Below are 14,518 nucleotides of genomic sequence, written 5' to 3' on the forward strand. Positions count from 1 at the left end.
ACCGCTACAGATTCTACACTTACGGTTTCCCAACCAACCACAAACGTCCGCCCAGGCGAAAACGATGAAATCCGAAGAACGTCACGAGCTGGAAACCAACTCGCTGGCCAAGCTGCTCACCACTGCAGGCGAGAAGCTCGGCCCCTACTCCTCTTACATTGTGTATGGCGTGCTGGGCGTCGCTGCGTTGTGGGCCATCATCAGCCTCACCACCAATAGCGTGCGGAGCAAAAAGGACCAGCAGTGGGACTCCTACACCATCGCCACGCTGCCGGGCAAGTACGACGCTCTGGCGCTACGCACCGCGGCCGATGAGCACAGCGGCGAGGCGGTGGGCGAACTGGCCGATATGGCTTGGGCCGATGGGCAACTGGCCGAAGGTTGCCGAAGCTACTTTTCCAACAAGCAGCAAGCGATCGAGGCGCTCGACGCGGCTGCGACCACCTACAAGCAACTTATCGACTCCGCTTCCGACGATGTGCTCAAGAGCCGCGCCCAACTGGGACTTGCCAAGGCACTGGAAGCCAAGGGCGAAATCGCCGAGGCGATCGACGCCTACAACAAAGTGACTGGCACTTTCAGCGAAATAGCCGATGCCAGAGTGACGGAGCTCGAAGCAGTCGATGCCGCCAGCTACGGCGATTGGCTGGCGAGGGCTCAGGGAGCCAGCATGCCGAGCTTCGGCCGAGGCGGCATGCCCGGATTCTCGCCCGACTCACTTAACTTGCCGGGCTCGGATGCCGACTCTACCCGACGTCAGGGCGAGATGCTGTTGGACAAGCTGAACCAGTTCCAGAACCTGGCGCCCGAGTCCAAGGGCAACCGCTACGACGACATGCCAGCCGACGACGAAGGCCCCAAGGTGGATCCCTTCGCCGACATCCCCTCGCCCGAGGCCACCGAACCGGCGGCTGGCGAAGGTCCCGCCATGGAAGAACCCAGCAGCGAAGAACCCGCTGCTGAAGAGTCCGCGACCGAAGAATCGGTGACCGAAGAGCCAGCCACCGAAGAGCCCAAAGAGTAGACCTCAACACGTACTATGGCCGCCATCGGCCGTAGCACGAATAGCTAGAAATGGCCCAGGCGGCCGTGCTCCGGGTGTCGTGCCCCCAATCTTCACTGCCGCGATGACCGACGCTGCGCAACCCGATTGGCCGCAGGTGCTCGTGGTCGACGAGTCGGCAGCAGGGCAGCGGCTCGACGCGTTCGTTGCCGCGCAGCTCACCGCCTACAGCCGCGCCGCCGTGCAGCGGGCAATCGCCGCAGGCCAAGTCTCGGTCGACCAGGCGGACGTAAAACCGTCGCTCCGCGTTGAATTCGGCTGGACGGTGCGTGTTGCGCAGATCGAAACGGTCCGTCCTGGCCCCGAGCCCGAAGAGATCCCGCTCGATATCCTGTTCGAAGACGATTGGATGGTCGTGGTCAACAAACCGGCCGGCATGATCGTTCACCCCGCCAAAGGGCACTGGAGCGGCACGTTGGCCTCCGCCCTGGCATTCCGCTTCGGCCAGCTCAGCACCACCGGCGGCCCGCAGCGGCCCGGCATCGTCCATCGACTCGATCGCGACACCAGCGGCGTGATCGCCGTGGCCCGCGACGATCGCTCGCACGAAGCCCTAGCCGCGCAGTTCAAAGCCCGCACCACCGAAAAGGAGTACTGGTCCATCGTCCGCGGCGTGCCCGACCGCGACGCCGACGTAATCGACCGCCCCATCGGCCCGCACCCCAAATTGCGCGAAGCGATGGCCATCCGCCCCAACCACCCCGACGTTCGCGAGGCCGTAACGACTTTTGAAGTACTAGAGCGATTCGAGCGCTTCAGCCTGCTAAAAGTACTCCCCAAAACGGGCCGCACCCACCAAATCCGCGTCCATCTAACGAGCGTCGGGTTGCCGATTCTGTGCGATAAGCTCTACGGCGGCTCGGATAGGATCACGGCTCAAGAACTCAGCCGGGTGCCTGGGGTCGAGCTCCGCGAGCCCCCAGCGAATGCCATCCTCCAGCGCCAAGCCCTCCACGCCCGACGGCTATCGATCAACCACCCCAGCACCGGCGAGCGGATCACGTTTGAAGCCCCGCTGCCGGAGGATATGGCCAAGGCGCTGGAATGCTTGCGAAGCGTTAAGAATTGAAGAATCACTTCCGCCTCATCCACTTCATGCTTTTCTGCTATTTTTCTTGGTCTCGACTTGCTGGCAAACAGCAGGATGTTCCGATATACTCAAGAGGTATTGGAGAGCTCGCTTGAGGGGCAATTCTCTCACCTACCACGGAACTCGATATGTTACTCACCTACAAGAGTTGGGCAGGCATTGTTAGTTCTGTGCTGCTTGTTATGTCTTTCCAAGCAGAAGCAATAGGGCAAGAGTCATTCGAATTGAACTTCGAAGTGGAACTGCTTACCCCCAATCCCACACCATTTGAAGACACGGAAGTCAGGGCTCAGATCACGAATTTCGGTGTAGGTGTTCAAGCGATCTTTGAGCCAAACGTTACCACGACTGACAATTCAATTCTGGTCGATCTCATCTACTTCCCACCAGACTTTGGTCCTGACGGGATTTACTTGCCAGCAGCCAAATTTATCGACGAGACCATCAGCCTCGGCAAATTAAGCCCCGGCAACTACGAGTTGGTCGTCAGGAAGCAGAGAACGGAAAGCGAATATAGCTATTCGTCCCCGCTTAATTTCACAGTCGTGCCCGAACCGAGCACGGCCGGCTTTCTCTTGGGCACGCTCGCTTGCTTTTCCCTACTGCGTCACATAGCAGTGAAATCGCAGCTTTGGCGAGCGGATGACGTTCGAAGCCCCGCTGCCGGCTAACAGCAGGTTATTCCGATATACTTAAGAGGCATTGGAGAGCTCGCTTTAGGGGCAATTCTCTCACCTACCCCGGAACTCGATATGTTACTCACCTACAAGAGTTGGGCAGGCCTCGTTAGTTCTGTGCTGATTGTTTTGTCTTTCCAAGCAGAAGCAACAGGGCAAGAGACATTCGAATTGAACTTCGAAGTGGAACTGCTTGCCCCCAATCCCACACCGTTTGAAGACACGGAAGTCAGGGCCAGTATCACCAACTATGGAGTGAATGTACTATCAACGTTCGATCCAACCATTGTGATAGACAATGGATCGATTGTCATCGACTTCAACTATCTTCCTCCGGACATTCCACCTGGCAGCACAGCGTTTCCTGCTTTCTTCACCCCCGACGAGGTCGTAAACCTCGGCAAGCTTGGCCCCGGCACCTACGAACTGATTGTTAGTAAGCAGATCGCCGAAGACACGCAGTATTCCGAGCCACTCTATTTCACGGTCGTGCCCGAACCAAGCGCCGTTGGCATCCTCTTGGGTTCGCTCGCCGGCCTTCCCCTACTGCGTCGCGTAGCAAACAGGCGACATAGTTAGCACCACGACGTTGATCGGTGACATTCGCTTCAGGGGTATTCTCTCGCTGCTAGTGCAGCTTCGACGCTGAGCCCGATGGCGATCAGTGCGGAGTCGTAATCCGGGCGGCCGTCCAACTCGAAGCCGACCGGCAAACCATCGGTTGTGACACTTATCGGAAGAGATATGCCTGGGGCGCCAATAACACCAGCGGTGGCCGCGTTGCGAACATACGTCGCCGTCGTGGGAACCTGTTTGCCGTTCAGCACAACGGTTTCCGCTGTACCGTCGATAGGCTGCGCTTCGAGGGGAGCAGTTGGCCAGGCAACGGCGTCGAGCGAATCTCTGTCGAGAACGCTCAGATACTCGGAGCGGATCCGGTCGACTCTCGCCTTGGCTTCCAGATAATCCGCCTCGCTTGGGGAGTGATTTCCGACGACCGACTGCAAATAGACTGATTTAACGTCGTCGCTCGCAATCTGTTCCACCAGTTCGTCGATTGTCGTCTGAGGTTGATGTAGTTCGAGAAATTCGATCATGCGCCACTTCATCTCGTAGAAAGCTATCGGATAGCCAATCTCGAAACACTGCTCCACGATCGCAGAAAGATCGACTTCCAGCAATGTCGCGCCGCTTGCACTCAAATGAGAACGCGCGGCAGTGAATGCAGCCGCAACTCCAGCGCTCGTATTCTCCGACTGCGGCCGCGCGACGCCGATCCGCAAATCACTCAAATTTCTGGGCGTAGGCACGCTGTCATGGGTCATGACCGATGCCAGCAGGGCGACGTCCGCCAAGTTCCTTCCTATGGGCCCTATGACGTCGAACGTCGGAGCAGCCGGCACGGCGCCACGTGGGTCCACGCGCCAAGTCGTTGGCCGAAACCCGACGACACCGCACAGCGAGGCGGGCTGACGAACCGATCCAGCGGTATCTGTACCCAGCCCTCCCAGGACCACGCCTGCTGCAACCGCTGCCGCCGTTCCGCCAGACGAACCTCCAGGGAACATCTTGGGATTCGCAGGGTTCCCCACCGCTCCAAATGCCCGATTGTTCGAGGTGACGCCAAAGGCAAGTTCGTGCATATTGGCCTTACCAATAACGATGGCACCAGCCTGTTCAAGGCGCGAGACGGTCGAAGCAGACGTCGTGGGAACGTAGTTGATCACTCGCGTTCCAGCCGTCGTAGGGAGGCCCCCGACATCCAAATTGTCCTTGACCACGATGGGCACACCAGCAAGTTCGCCGGGATGCTCGCCCGCAGCGACTCTCCCATCAACTCGTGCTGCCTTGCGGAGCGCGCCGTCCGCATCGAGCGTAATGAACAAGTTCAGAGCGGCGTTCGCACTCGCTCTCTCCAGCGACTCCTCAACCAGCGTTGTCGAAGTAGTCTCGCCACAGCGAACGCGCTCCGCGAGTTGGGCTATCGAGCACCTCAGCATTGGCTGATTTCCCTTCTATGCAGGCCTTTCAAGTTGAACACCCACTGAAGATTGTACCACCCGTCATGCACTGGTAGTCGCTGTGGTGGCTGAGAATTGCCGGATGGAGACTCACGGTGTCCCGACCATTTCGGTGTTTGCAAGGCGACCTGGATTTTGCGTCTTTACGCGCCATCCACTATCGCCGTCACACCGCACGCAAACTCCAGGCTCGGGGACGAGCCGGCTCGCTGGGGTACTCCCTTTCGACAGGGACTGTCGAACTACAATGGGGTGGGTCGTCTTGCCACGTACAGGTGGTACGGACAACCCTCCTCTTCCTTTGTCTCTTCGAGTTCGAAGCCGGTCTTTTCCAGGATTCGAATCGACCGGGCGTGCCCTACGTCTACGGTGGCGACCAGACGATCTAGCCCCAGCGAATCGAAACCGTGTTGGACGATCCGTGTTACGGCCTCCGTTCCGAAGCCTTGCCCCCAAACCTTGGATACGAACAGATAGCCCAGCTCATAGTCTTCCGCTTCCCCACCAACGATAAAAGCATGCCCGATGTATTCTAGCCCTGCTTTACTGACAATGGCCCACGAGAAGGACCACCCAGTTCTCTCAGCAGCCAGAATCTTGCTGAAGAGGCTATCTGCGGAATCAAGAGAAAGCGGACCATCCATACGTTGCCGCACGTCAGCATCGCAGTTCAGAGAAACAAATGCCTCCCGGTCGCTTTCCTGGTAGGGACGAAGAATCAGGCGTGCGGTTTGAAGAGTGGACATCATACTCATCGGAACCAAGTTACTCATCGCCATTGAACCAAAGAAAGATCCCCAGCGAGCCGGCTCGTCCTCAAGCCCGGAGTTTACATGTGATGTGACGACGATAGTGAATGACATGCCAAGGCGCAAAGGCGCGGAGGACACTCTCATCTTGAATGATTACGAATCGTCAGGGGGGAGTAACTCAACAAGGTCCGAATTAGAGAAATGCTGGCCGTATGGAAGGTCTAATCCGTGGTGTTCCAGGACCGACTGATAGTGGAGCATCCGGTCGATCAGGGCATTTGCCAATTCCTCGATTTCTCCAAGGAACTCATCGGAAGCTGTATCACCAGACTCCACGTGCTTCACGATTCGAAGCGCATTCCTACACAGAATCCCCAGAGAATCCCCTTGAATCACCGCGCCTGGAAAACGGCGTCCCGGTGGCTTGATTACAGCGTAGTTGATATCGGTTGAGTAGACTTCAAGTGCCTCGATGTGCATAGTCACCAGCCTATTCGTATGAATGTGCGGACGACGAGTCGGCAAATCGTCGCCAGGTTGTTCGTTGGACCACCTCTCCCTCCCACCGCACGCAAACTCCAGGCTCGGGGACGAGCCGGCTCGCTGGGGAATCCATTCGGGGCAATGGGGCCGCGCGAGCTTAGACTCGTTGGCCCCAATCTACGAAACTTGACTTCATGCCCCTGCAACAATCTGCGGAAAATCCCATCCGTTTGCGTTCCGACTTCTGGTCGAATCATCTCACCACGATACGATAGCGTTCGCTCCACTTAGGGAGCTTTACACAGGCTTGTCTATCACCGGAGGTGCGATATGGGTTTGCTGAAGGAGTTTCAGAAGTTCGCCATGCGGGGCAACGTGGTCGATATGGCCGTGGGCGTGGTGATCGGTGGGGCGTTCGGTAAGATTGTCACTGAGTTGGTCGGCAAGATCGTCATGCCGATCGTCGGCTATCTCACCAGTGGTGTGGATCTGGCCACCGCCACGTACGACATCACCATCCCCGCCATCCAGGAAGGAGCAGAAGCTACGACGATCTCGATCGGCTGGGGCGCTTTCGCCCAATCGATCATCGACTTCTTAATTATTGCGTTCGCCATCTTTATCGTCATCAAGATGATGAACAAAGCCCAGGAACGCTTCGCCGAAAAGCCTGAGGAAGAGAAACCCGCCCCGCCGGAGGATATTCAGCTCCTGAGGGAGATTCGGGACGCGCTCAAGAAGGCATAGTACCTCAACGGCTATTGTAGCTCGACTCTCCGAGTCGAAGGCAATTGGACACGCATTGCAACTTCATCCGACGACAGTTTTGGAACCACTAGGTGCTTCATTTCGACAGGGACTGTCGAGCTACAATAGGCCCATCACGTCCCTGACCCCCACAGCGCGGGGGCTCGATAGCCGTTCGCCGCGTTCAAATCCGGCGGCTTCGCCGAAGTAGTGGGCCATGGCTTCGAGTCGCTCGAAGATGTGCTGCTTCTCTGGTGGGAACTGCGTGGCGTACGCTTGGACCGAGGCGATCTTCTTTTCGTAGGTCGAGCTAATGTCGACCACGAAACTATTGCCGTGCGGTGGGGGTTCGAGCGAATAGAAGTTCAGCGAATAGTACAGCAGGCCGTCGATTTTGTGGGGCGGCAGGTGGTCGAACTCGTGGTCCCATTTGGTAAGCCGTGAGTAGAACATGGCCGCCTCGGTTAACTGCACCGCCTGCCAGTGGTCGGGCGAGGCGGTGGGCGTGCGTTCGCCGAGCGACAAGATCAGCCGCGGCCGCCACCGCCGGAATTCCTTGGCCAGCTCGACCCGCGACTCCCAGTCGTCCATCAGCCGGCGGTTGACCAGATCGAGCGTCGTGCGGTGCTGCACCCCCAAGATGCGGGCAGCCTCGGCGGCCTCCTCCGCCCGTACGTGCGGGCCAGGCGAGATGGGGGTGGGCTCGCCGTCGGTCAGGTCGACAATGCCCACGCGATAGCCCTGTTCGACCAATTTGGCCAAAGTACCGCCGCAGCCGATCTCCACGTCGTCGGGGTGGGCCCCTACGGCAATCACGTCCAAAGGTTCGATCGAAAGGTCGTCGCTCATGAGTGGCTATTGGCTTTCGGCTCTAGGCTGTTGGCGATCCCTGGCGGGGGGCGGAGGCCCGCTTGATGCAGAAACTCCAAGCCCTGGACCACTTTACGCGCTTGACAGACCGCACGGTGGCCCACGAAAATCGCTGTTCCACGCTAAGGGAAACCTAGCGAAAGACGGACGCCCCTACAAGCTGCAGGCGGGTAAGTGAGAAGGCGAGAAGGTTGCAAAACGTCTCCTTCCACCCACTCACCTACTGACCTACCAACCAATTTATCAGATTCCATGCTTATCGACCCTTCGCAAGATCCCACCAGTCCCGCCCCCCTGGCCAACGAACCCACGCCTGCGCCGACGGGTCTTCCTGAATACCAGTTTGAATCGGCCTCCGATCCGTTCGACGATTTCGACGACGATGATTTCGACGACGACTTCGACGACGACTTCGAAGAGGAGTGGGACGACGAAACGATCGAGGACGAGTTCGCCGACGAATTCGAGCCCGACGAAGAAGAAGTCGAAGAGGAGATCGGCGAGGAAGAGTACGAGGATGAAAAAGAAGACGGCGACGACAAGGATGGCGACAAGTTCAACGACGACGAAGATTTCGACGATTGAGCTTTAGGGGCCAGGGGTCGGGATTCAGGGGTCAGGGAATCGCGACCAACGCCAACCGTATCGCTTGCGTTTCCCTGACCTCCGACCCCTGACTCCTGATCCCTCTTATGTTCTCCCCCGTCGAAGGTTCTGTCTCTTTCCCGAAACTCGAAGAAGAAGTCGGCGCGTTCTGGAAGGCCAGCGACATTTACCATAAGTCGCTCGCCCAGCGCGAAGGGGCCGAGCCGTTCGTGTTCTACGAAGGCCCCCCCACCGCCAACGGCATGCCCCACCCGGGCCACTGTTTGACGCGGGCCATCAAAGACCTGTTCCCGCGCTACAAGACCATGCGCGGCTACCGCTGCGAACGCAAAGCCGGTTGGGACACGCACGGCCTGCCGGTCGAGGTGGAGGTCTGCAAGCAGCTCGGCATTCACTCGAAAGAAGAGATCGAAGAGTACGGCGTCGAACCATTCATCCAACTCTGCCAGGCGAGCGTCTGGCGGTACATGCAGGAATGGGAACGCCTCACGTTGCGACTCGGCTTCTGGGTCGACCTGGAGAAGGCCTACGTCACCTACCACCAGAGCTACGTCGAAAGCGTGTGGTGGAGCCTCAAGAACCTGTTCGACCGCGGGCTACTGTACCAGGGCCACAAGATCGTCTGGTGGTGGGCCCAAGGCGGCACGGCGCTCTCGAGTGGCGAAGTCGGGCAAGGCTATCGCGAGGTGGCGGATCCTAGTGTGTTTGTGAAGATGCCCGTGGTGTCACTCACGCATCCTGCATTGGAGAACCAAACAAAGCGATTGAGTTTTCTCGTTTGGACGACGACGCCGTGGACGTTGCCAAGCAATCAATTCGTTGCTGTAAATCCTGAAATCAGATACGCGATCGTTACAGACGAAGCTGACGGTGCCCAGTACATCGTTGCTCAGGATACGATTGAAACTATCGCGACGAAATTGAAAACAACGCTCACAAAGACGAAGTCGTTGGCTGGAAGCCAGTTAGTTGGATGGGCCTATGAGCCGCCGTTCGACTGCTTCCGTGACGACAAGTCTAATCCTTTCGCTGCTGGTGCTTGGAAAGTTGTTGCGGCCGACTTTGTTACAACTGATAGTGGCACGGGATTGGTCCATATCGCACCAGCATTCGGCGAAGACGACTACAACGTCCTACAGAGGGAGCGTGACGCGCTAGGCGATAACGCTCCTCCCCTCATCAACTGCGTCGGCCCTGATGGCAAATTCACCGACGAAGCACCCGAGTTTGTGCGTGGCCGCTGGGTCAAGGATTGCGATAAGGACATCATCCGCAACCTGAAAGAACACGGGCTCTTGTATCACCAGGAGCAGTACCTGCACGACTATCCGTTCTGCTGGCGGGCCGAGGACGATCCGCTGATTCAGTACCCGCGGGAAAGTTGGTTCATCAAGACAACCGCGTTCAAGGACGCGATGCTGGAGAACAACCAGCAGATCAACTGGCTGCCCGAGCACATCAAGGACGGGCGGATGGGCAAGTTCCTGGAGTCGAACGTCGACTGGGCACTCAGCCGCGAGCGCTACTGGGGAACACCGCTGCCGATCTGGCAGTGCGAGGAGACTGGCCAGCAAGAAGCGATCGGTGGCTACGACCAGCTGCTGGCCAAGCCGGGCGTTGCCGGCACCGAGGTGTGGGACAAGGCCAAAGCGGCAAACCCCAAACTGCCCGACGACCTTCGCGTCCACAAACCATACATCGACGAGGTGACGTACGACTCGCCATTCGCCAAAGGTGCGCGGATGCGCCGCGTGACCGAAGTAATCGACTGCTGGTACGACAGCGGCGCGATGCCCTTCGCGCAATGGGGCTATCGCGGCGAGCCGGAAGCGCCAACGAACAGCGATACAGCGCCGGGAGAAAGCGGAGCCGCTTCTCGTTTCCATCAGCAATTCCCCGCGGACTTTATCAGCGAAGCGCTCGACCAAACTCGCGGCTGGTTCTACAGCCAGTTGGCGATCTCGACGATGCTGTTTGGCGAAAAATCAGACGCAACAACTCCGGGCGCTAACGCTTCCGGCTCGCCAGCCTCCAGCCCCCAGCCCCCAGTCTCGGTGGCGCAGCCACCTCACCCCTTTAAGAATTGCATCGTCCTCGGCTTGATGCTCAGTGAGTGGTACGAGGACAAGAAGGACTCGAAGAAGCTATTCCTCACCGAGGAAGAAGCCAAAGCCGCCTGCGGCAATAAGGGATTTAAGCATGCGGTCGGCAAGATGTCGAAGAGCAAGCGGAACTACCGCGAGCCGAATGAGATCTTCGACCGCTACGGCGCCGACGCGCTGCGGTGGTATCTGTTCGCCAACCAACCGCCCTGGACGTCGATCCGCTACAGCGAACAAGCGATCAAGGACAGCATTCCCGAGTTCCTCCTGCGGCTGTGGAACTGCTACAGTTTCATGGTGATCTACTCGAACATCGATGAGTGGGATCCGGCGCAGGAAGTGAACGAGCAGTTCACGATCACCCCTGGCGATACACTCGAACAGCATTTCACCCAGGCCAAGAGCTACCGCCCGGTATTCGACCGCGATCAGATCGACCGTTGGATCATCAGCGATCTGCACCGAACGATCGCCTTGGTGACCGAGAAGATGGATGCGTACGACAATTTCGGCGCGTGCGCGGCCATCAACGACTTTGTCGATGCTCTCTCGAACTGGTATGTCCGGCGAAGCCGCGATCGCTTCTGGGCGAAGGAGAAGCGGGCGGTCGACAAGCTCGACGCCTATTGGACGCTGTACGAGTGCCTGCTGACGACCACCAAGATGATCGCCCCGTTCGTGCCTTTCCTGGCCGATGGCATGTGGCGTAATCTGGCCGGCGTGTTCCCCGGTGCCCTCGAGTCGGTTCACTTGTGCGATTACCCCGTGGCGAAGTCGGCCTTGATCGACGAAGCGCTTTCGGAGCGGATGGCCGTGGTGCGGCTGATCTCGTCACTTGGCCGCAGGGCTCGCGAGCTAGAGAACCTGAAGGTCCGCCAACCGCTTTCGAAAGTCACTGTGATATTGGCCAACCCCGAACACCGGGAATGGCTCGAAGAAAACGCCGGTGTGATCGCCAACGAGTTGAACGTGAAGGCTGTTGAGTACTCGGATGATCCTGAGAAGTACGTCCAGCACGAAGTAATTCCAAACTACCGTCTGTTAGGCAAGAAGTTCGGCAAGCTGATGCCGGCGGTGAAGGCTGCTTTGAACAAGGAGTCGGCCACCGAGCTACTGGCAAACATCCGCGACAATGGCAAAGTGAATATCGCTGTCGATGGCCAGGAAGTAGAACTGCTGCCCGAAGAGATCCAAGTTCGCATCGCGGCCAAGGAAGGCTACGCCGCAGCCAATGACAAAGGCGTCGTCGTGGTGCTCGCCACCGAACTGACGCCGGAGCTGGTGGCCGAAGGCACCGCCCGCGACCTGGTGCGCGTGATCCAAGACACCCGCAAAGACAAGGGCTGCGAGTTCACCGACCGCATCGAAGTGGGCATCGCCACCGACGACAAAACCATCAAGGCGGCCGTGGAGCAGTTCGCCGACTACATCGCCGGTGAGACGCTGTCCGACTCGGTGACGCTTGGTGCGATTGATGGCATTGAGGCGATTGAAGTCAAACTAGGCGACGCGGTGATCGAACTGTATTTGAAAGTAAAGAAGTAAAAGCAACTTGGTAGCATGGCCGCCCCGGCCGTGCCACCAGTAGTTCATGTACGGCCGAGGCGGCCATACTACAACCTAATCCAATACGACCGGGACGGTCGTGTTACCATATGAAAATCGCCGTCCTTATCTCCGGCTCCGGCCGGACTTTGAAGAACTTCATCGACCTGGTGGCCGAGGGCTCCCTGGATGTCCAGATCAAGCTCGTTATCTCCAGCAGCCCGGAGGCCGGTGGCCTCGAGTTCGCTAGCGCGGCCGGCATCGCTTCAGCGGTCCTGGAACGAAAGGATTACGATTCGCACGACGCCTACGGCGAGGCCATTTTCGGCCGGTGCCGTGACGCGGAGGTCGAACTAGTGGCGATGGCTGGCTTCTTGAAGCTTGCCCCGGTGCCCGATGACTTCGCGGGGCGAGTGGTGAACATTCACCCGTCGCTCATCCCGTCGTTCTGCGGTCACGGCATGTACGGACACCACGTGCATCAGGCGGTCTTGGACTACGGCTGCAAGATCACCGGGCTCACGGTACACTTTGTCGACAACGAGTACGACGCCGGGCCGATCATCTGGCAGCAGCCGGTGCCGGTATTCGATGACGACACGGCCGACACGCTCGCCGCGCGGGTGTTCGACGCCGAGAAGGAAGCCTACCCGCACGTGCTGGGCCTGTTGGCCGCTGGGCGGATCAAGCTCGAAGGGCGGAAGGTGACCATCGGCCGGCGATGAGCCAGTGAGCGGCCGCTACTCCACGTACCGCACATCGTCCAGGTAGAACGTGACCGCTCTACCCTGCCCTGCCAGCGAAAAGCCAAAACCATTCTTGATGCGGCCGAGGTCAACGCCCGAAAGCGGGATGCGATAACGCTTCCACTCGGTGGTGAGCTGGACGTCGGCGAGTTGGGTCTTGCCAGTGTCGCGATAGACGCCGTCGGTGGTGTTGAGTCCCACGAGGAACGTCACCCGCTCCGCGCCGGTTTCGCCTCGGGCCCAGAACTCAAGCGCGGCCGCTTCGCTCAAATCGAAACCGCCGGGCCGCTGTCCTTTCCAATCATTGGCCGGCGACTGCCACACCACGCCGCCCCACTGATCGGGCGCGTTGTACTTCACGCGCAGGCACGTGTCGCCGGCGTGCGGTTCGACAGTTGAATCGAGATCGAATTCCAACGCCTGCGTGTTGCCCATGAATCCCGAAGGCGTGTACGGCTCGCTGGTCGTGCCCTCCGCGTACACCACCAGCGGCAGTTTCGCCCTTGTTGCGACAATCGGCTTGATCGGAGCGTCGACGTACAGCGGCACGTTGGCCACCGCCCCGCCACCGTGACCGTCGCGGACGTACACAAACAGCCGGTACCCGCCCCCACCCGCCGGCATGTGAACTTCGACCTGGCTACCGGAACCCACGATCGCGCCGGTCACTTCGTTCTCGGCCGCTTGAGCGTCGTTGCCGTTGGCGACGACTACCGCATCGCTGCGGAGCACCCATTGGTACTCGAGCTTGTCGCCCTCGGGATCGGATGCTTCGACAGCGGCAAAGAACTTCTGCCCTGGTGCCAGCTTGCTGACTCCGCCCACGTTGAGTTCGCGAATCTCACAGCAGCGATTCGCCACCGGCTGGCCGGTCCACTTTTCGCTCATTGCATCTGCCGCAGCGAGTCGCGTACCATCGGGCAGCAGCATGCCAAACCACGTGGCGGTGGTTTCCTGCTTGTTGCCCCATAGGAACGAGTAGCTGCCGAGGCACTGGCGCGGGTTCTTGGCTACCGCGTGACGGTAACCTTCGGCATAGTGCTTGGATTTGGCCGTGCTGGTCGCCTCGATCGGCGCACCCCACGTGGTCTTGGGCGATTCCCACGGACCGCGCGGACCGTGCTCGGTGATGATGTACGGCTTGCTGCCGCCCTGTTCGCGATACCGCTGGGCGACCGTGACGATGCTGCCGTACGCGTTGATGCCGACGATGTCGATGTGCGGGCAGAAGCGGTGCAGGCTTTCGACTTTGTGCTCGCCGAGTTCGGCAATGACGGTCATCGTCGGATGGTTGGGATCGATGCGTTTGATTTCGCGGGCGATGTGATCCACCGCGTACCACACAGCCGGGTTGTCGCCGCCCTCCTCCATCTCGTTGCCGATGCCCCACAGCAGTACCGCGGGATGCGACTTGAACCGCTCGACAGTTTTCAAACACGAATCGAGCTGCGCAACGACCGCTTGCCCGCTAGAGTAGTCGAACCCGCGCTGCGGATGCCCGAGCCACATGCCGACGCACACGGTAAGCCCCCGCTGGTGAGCCGCGTCGAGCAACGCTCCCAGGTTGTCGGCGCCCCAAGTACGAACGGAGTTGCCGCCGAGCTGCTGAAGCAAATCAAGCTCCACCTGCCCGCCCACGCCGCGAATCGAATAGCGCTCGCCGTTGCGGAAGAGCTGATAGTCGCTCGTCTCTGCAGCACGTTTTAGCACGACGCGCGAGGACTCCTCGGCAGCTACCGTCGCCACGCTGTAGGCCAGCAGTATTCCCCAGGTGATCGCCCGACATTGACTGGTTGCGTACACGCGTAAGCCTCGA

The 14,518-nt window shown here is 59.2% G+C and carries 13 protein-coding genes; 8 read left to right on the forward strand and 5 right to left on the reverse strand.

Annotated features, from left to right (window positions below; translation table 11 throughout):
* Positions 1-64: 64 nt before the first annotated feature.
* The 4 genes from ACQK2L_RS24550 to ACQK2L_RS24565 all read left to right on the forward strand — a co-directional run bounded on the left by ACQK2L_RS24550 (position 65) and on the right by ACQK2L_RS24565 (position 3,409).
* Complete coding sequence (locus ACQK2L_RS24550; RefSeq protein ID WP_425399685.1) at positions 65-1,024, forward strand: hypothetical protein; 960 nt, start codon at positions 65-67, stop codon at positions 1,022-1,024.
* Positions 1,025-1,127: 103 nt separating this feature from the next.
* The gene (locus ACQK2L_RS24555; RefSeq protein ID WP_425399686.1) at positions 1,128-2,132 is read left to right on the forward strand and encodes an RluA family pseudouridine synthase; all 1,005 of its coding nucleotides are present in this window, start codon (positions 1,128-1,130) and stop codon (positions 2,130-2,132) included.
* A gap of 149 nt (positions 2,133-2,281) precedes the next feature.
* Entirely contained in the window at positions 2,282-2,824 is a 543-nt protein-coding gene (locus ACQK2L_RS24560; protein WP_425399687.1) for a hypothetical protein, read from the forward strand.
* Between the two features lie 81 nt (positions 2,825-2,905).
* Positions 2,906-3,409 (forward strand): hypothetical protein, encoded by a 504-nt coding sequence (locus ACQK2L_RS24565; protein WP_425399688.1) that lies wholly within the window; start codon positions 2,906-2,908, stop codon positions 3,407-3,409.
* Positions 3,410-3,438: 29 nt separating this feature from the next.
* Here ACQK2L_RS24565 and ACQK2L_RS24570 read toward each other — a convergent pair whose 3' ends face one another.
* The 3 genes from ACQK2L_RS24570 to ACQK2L_RS24580 all read right to left on the reverse strand — a co-directional run bounded on the left by ACQK2L_RS24570 (position 3,439) and on the right by ACQK2L_RS24580 (position 6,083).
* Complete coding sequence (locus tag ACQK2L_RS24570) at positions 3,439-4,830, reverse strand: amidase family protein (RefSeq protein WP_425399689.1); 1,392 nt, start codon at positions 4,828-4,830, stop codon at positions 3,439-3,441.
* A gap of 263 nt (positions 4,831-5,093) precedes the next feature.
* The gene (locus ACQK2L_RS24575) at positions 5,094-5,714 is read right to left on the reverse strand and encodes a GNAT family N-acetyltransferase (RefSeq protein WP_425399690.1); all 621 of its coding nucleotides are present in this window, start codon (positions 5,712-5,714) and stop codon (positions 5,094-5,096) included.
* Between the two features lie 42 nt (positions 5,715-5,756).
* Positions 5,757-6,083, reverse strand: a complete 327-nt coding sequence (locus tag ACQK2L_RS24580; protein ID WP_425401126.1) for a DUF6959 family protein — start codon at positions 6,081-6,083, stop codon at positions 5,757-5,759.
* A 333-nt stretch (positions 6,084-6,416) separates the two neighbouring features.
* Here ACQK2L_RS24580 and mscL point away from each other — a divergent pair, with 333 nt between their 5' ends.
* Positions 6,417-6,833: a large-conductance mechanosensitive channel protein MscL gene (mscL, locus tag ACQK2L_RS24585; RefSeq protein ID WP_425399691.1), complete on the forward strand. Its 417-nt coding sequence runs from the start codon at positions 6,417-6,419 to the stop codon at positions 6,831-6,833.
* 120 nt (positions 6,834-6,953) lie between these two features.
* Here the strand turns inward: mscL and ACQK2L_RS24590 are convergent, their stop codons facing one another.
* Positions 6,954-7,682, reverse strand: coding sequence for a PIG-L family deacetylase (locus ACQK2L_RS24590; RefSeq protein ID WP_425399692.1), 729 nt, complete (start codon positions 7,680-7,682; stop codon positions 6,954-6,956).
* Between the two features lie 273 nt (positions 7,683-7,955).
* On the opposite strand from ACQK2L_RS24590, the gene ACQK2L_RS24595 reads away from it, so the two are divergent.
* The 3 genes from ACQK2L_RS24595 (at position 7,956) to purN (ending at position 12,681) form a co-directional block, all read left to right on the forward strand.
* Positions 7,956-8,288: a hypothetical protein gene (locus ACQK2L_RS24595; RefSeq protein WP_425399693.1), complete on the forward strand. Its 333-nt coding sequence runs from the start codon at positions 7,956-7,958 to the stop codon at positions 8,286-8,288.
* 107 nt (positions 8,289-8,395) lie between these two features.
* A complete protein-coding gene (gene ileS, locus ACQK2L_RS24600; protein ID WP_425399694.1) occupies positions 8,396-11,956 on the forward strand; it encodes an isoleucine--tRNA ligase in 3,561 nt (1,186 codons plus the stop codon).
* 110 nt (positions 11,957-12,066) lie between these two features.
* On the forward strand, positions 12,067-12,681 hold the full coding sequence (gene purN / locus ACQK2L_RS24605; RefSeq protein ID WP_425399695.1) for a phosphoribosylglycinamide formyltransferase: 615 nt from the start codon (positions 12,067-12,069) through the stop codon (positions 12,679-12,681).
* A 15-nt stretch (positions 12,682-12,696) separates the two neighbouring features.
* Here purN and ACQK2L_RS24610 read toward each other — a convergent pair whose 3' ends face one another.
* Positions 12,697-14,505 (reverse strand): glycoside hydrolase family 2 TIM barrel-domain containing protein, encoded by a 1,809-nt coding sequence (locus tag ACQK2L_RS24610; RefSeq protein ID WP_425399696.1) that lies wholly within the window; start codon positions 14,503-14,505, stop codon positions 12,697-12,699.
* Positions 14,506-14,518: the final 13 nt, after the last annotated feature.

Origin of the sequence: Aeoliella sp. (genome assembly GCF_965227375.1) — a bacterium.
Lineage (GTDB): Bacteria > Planctomycetota > Planctomycetia > Pirellulales > Lacipirellulaceae > Aeoliella.

Excerpts from the sequence above, each read along its gene's own strand:
- ACQK2L_RS24550 (WP_425399685.1), top strand. The coding sequence starts at position 65 with ATGAAATCCGAAGAACGTCACGAGCTGGAAACCAACTCGCTGGCCAAG.
- mscL (WP_425399691.1), top strand. The coding sequence starts at position 6,417 with ATGGGTTTGCTGAAGGAGTTTCAGAAGTTCGCCATGCGGGGCAACGTG.
- ileS (WP_425399694.1), top strand. The coding sequence starts at position 8,396 with ATGTTCTCCCCCGTCGAAGGTTCTGTCTCTTTCCCGAAACTCGAAGAA.
- ACQK2L_RS24565 (WP_425399688.1), top strand. The coding sequence starts at position 2,906 with ATGTTACTCACCTACAAGAGTTGGGCAGGCCTCGTTAGTTCTGTGCTG.
- ACQK2L_RS24555 (WP_425399686.1), top strand. The coding sequence starts at position 1,128 with ATGACCGACGCTGCGCAACCCGATTGGCCGCAGGTGCTCGTGGTCGAC.
- ACQK2L_RS24570 (WP_425399689.1), bottom strand. The coding sequence starts at position 4,830 with ATGCTGAGGTGCTCGATAGCCCAACTCGCGGAGCGCGTTCGCTGTGGC.
- ACQK2L_RS24590 (WP_425399692.1), bottom strand. The coding sequence starts at position 7,682 with ATGAGCGACGACCTTTCGATCGAACCTTTGGACGTGATTGCCGTAGGG.
- ACQK2L_RS24560 (WP_425399687.1), top strand. The coding sequence starts at position 2,282 with ATGTTACTCACCTACAAGAGTTGGGCAGGCATTGTTAGTTCTGTGCTG.
- ACQK2L_RS24595 (WP_425399693.1), top strand. The coding sequence starts at position 7,956 with ATGCTTATCGACCCTTCGCAAGATCCCACCAGTCCCGCCCCCCTGGCC.
- ACQK2L_RS24575 (WP_425399690.1), bottom strand. The coding sequence starts at position 5,714 with ATGTCATTCACTATCGTCGTCACATCACATGTAAACTCCGGGCTTGAG.
- purN (WP_425399695.1), top strand. The coding sequence starts at position 12,067 with ATGAAAATCGCCGTCCTTATCTCCGGCTCCGGCCGGACTTTGAAGAAC.
- ACQK2L_RS24580 (WP_425401126.1), bottom strand. The coding sequence starts at position 6,083 with ATGCACATCGAGGCACTTGAAGTCTACTCAACCGATATCAACTACGCT.